3 protein-coding genes are annotated in these 1,628 nt (G+C 43.6%); all 3 read left to right on the forward strand.

What is annotated here, in order from left to right; all coding sequences use genetic code 11:
- Positions 1 to 489: cell division protein FtsZ (locus NC238_01275; protein ID MCM1564586.1), on the forward strand; the 489-nt coding region annotated here is incomplete at its 5' end.
- Positions 490 to 912: 423 nt separating this feature from the next.
- The gene (locus NC238_01280) at positions 913 to 1,128 is read left to right on the forward strand and encodes a protein translocase SEC61 complex subunit gamma (protein ID MCM1564587.1); all 216 of its coding nucleotides are present in this window, start codon (positions 913 to 915) and stop codon (positions 1,126 to 1,128) included.
- Positions 1,125 to 1,583, forward strand: coding sequence for a transcription elongation factor Spt5 (locus NC238_01285; GenBank protein ID MCM1564588.1), 459 nt, complete (start codon positions 1,125 to 1,127; stop codon positions 1,581 to 1,583). The genes NC238_01280 and NC238_01285 overlap by 4 nt, the downstream gene beginning before the upstream one ends.
- Positions 1,584 to 1,628: the final 45 nt, after the last annotated feature.

Consider the following 1,628-nt stretch of genomic DNA (forward strand, 5'->3'; position numbering starts at 1 on the left):
CCGCTTCAGGCTGCTTTTAAAGTCTCTGACGAAGTCCTTATGAGAGCAGTAAAAGGCATAACCGAACTGATTACAAAGCCCGGACTTGTCAACCTCGACTTTGCAGATATAAGAACTGTGATGCAAAACGGGGGCGTTGCCATGATAGGGCTTGGAGAATCAGACGGTGAAAACAAAGCTGTCGAATCAGTCCAGAAAGCACTGCGCAGCCCGCTCCTTGACGTGGATATATCTGGTGCAACTTCTGCCCTTGTTAACGTGGTTGGAGGCCCTGATATGACTATTTCTGAAGCAGAATCTGTGGTACAGGAAGTTTACAACCGCATAGACAGCAATGCCCGCCTTATCTGGGGCGCCCAGGTTGACCCTGACCTCGAAAAGACAGTGCGTACAATGATAGTGGTTACAGGAGTTACCTCTGCCCAGATTTATGGGCACGGAAACGACAAGAACATCACATATAAGTACGGAATTGACTTCGTAGAATGATCAGAGGAATGAAGAAATAAAAATGGATAATAACGTTCGGTTGGAGATAAATACTGTTTTCCTCCTCTTAAATAAAAAGAAGGAACGTAGGGATATAAATCCAATCGAAAACTATTTTTATGGTAAATGCAGTATGATGCCGATACAATTTGGCACCAAAAATGAGAATTTTTGCTGACACGATTAGGGGTTTTATATGAGTTATAATCCTGCGTCTAAATTTTTGGATGTATAAAAGATCGTGCCAGTGATATCTTCATATATTAGGAATCAATAATATAATCCGCCCGTTCTTCCTGAGAAGTAAAATCCGATATTCTGCGAGATAAAAAGCAAATTCGGGCATATACCATACAGATGAAGAGCAGCGCGCGAAATTCCAGATAAAATTAAATATGTACATAAAAACCTGGATGTGAATTAATGGTAGAATCCACGTTTGAACCGAATATAACTACAAAAAGCGTTGGTCAGGCAATCCGGGCACACCTGAGAGTCCTGAAACTTACGAAAAAACCGTCCAGGGAAGAGTTCTTGACCATTGCCAAAGTTGCAGGTGCCGGTATTCTGGCTGTGGGCGCAATTGGATTTATAATCTATGTACTGCTGACAATGTTGCCCCAGTGGGTGGCCAAATGAGTGAGGATTCCCAGATATTCGTTATCAAAACCACGGCAAACCAGGAAAGGTCAGTTGCAATGGCGCTTGCCAGGATTGCAAAAAAGGAGAAACTGGACATAAGGGCAATCCTTGCTCCTGATGAGCTTAAAGGATACGTCCTTGTCGAGGCTCCGAAATCCGGAACTGTCGAACTGGCAATCCAGACAATCCCTCATGCAAGAGCCCTTGTAAAGGGGAGTTCTTCAATCTCTGAAATAGAACACTTCCTCAAGCCCAAACCAGTAGTGACTGGAATCAAAGAAGGGGCTATAATTGAGGTCACCTCCGGACCCTTCAAGGGAGAAAAAGCCCGGGTTAAAAGGGTTGACGAAGGGCATGAGGAAATTACTGTGGAACTCTTCGATGCTGTGGTTCCGATCCCAATTACGATTCGCGGCGACACCGTAAGAATACTCAAAAAAGAGAACGAGTAAGCCAGAATCAGAAGGGAATACCGAAAATTCAAACTTATTAATAAA

This window comes from Dehalobacter sp. (assembly GCA_023667845.1).
Classification (GTDB): Bacteria; Bacillota; Desulfitobacteriia; order Desulfitobacteriales; family Syntrophobotulaceae; genus Dehalobacter.